Here is a 201-nt window from a genome sequence, read left to right on the forward strand (position 1 = left end):
AGCTTCTGAGCCAGGCTAACTCGCCAACTCAACAAATAATCAGCAGGCGTCTGTCCGATGACACTCTTGAAATGCACGGCATACGCAGCGCGTGACATATTTGACTCACTGGCCAGCTCTGCTATTGACCAGGCATGTTCCGGGGAGTTGTGCATCTGTAAAAGCGATCGGGCAAGCCGCATGTCGGCCAGTCCAGCCATC

Annotated in this window: 1 protein-coding gene; it reads right to left on the reverse strand. The window is 54.2% G+C overall.

What is annotated here, in order from left to right; genetic code table 11:
• On the reverse strand, window positions 1-201 hold a 201-nt coding region (locus tag A9513_RS14695; protein WP_141678420.1), incomplete at both ends, for an AraC family transcriptional regulator.

The sequence above is a fragment of the Pseudomonas sp. AU12215 genome (assembly GCF_001675465.2).
Lineage (GTDB): Bacteria > Pseudomonadota > Gammaproteobacteria > Pseudomonadales > Pseudomonadaceae > Pseudomonas > Pseudomonas nitroreducens.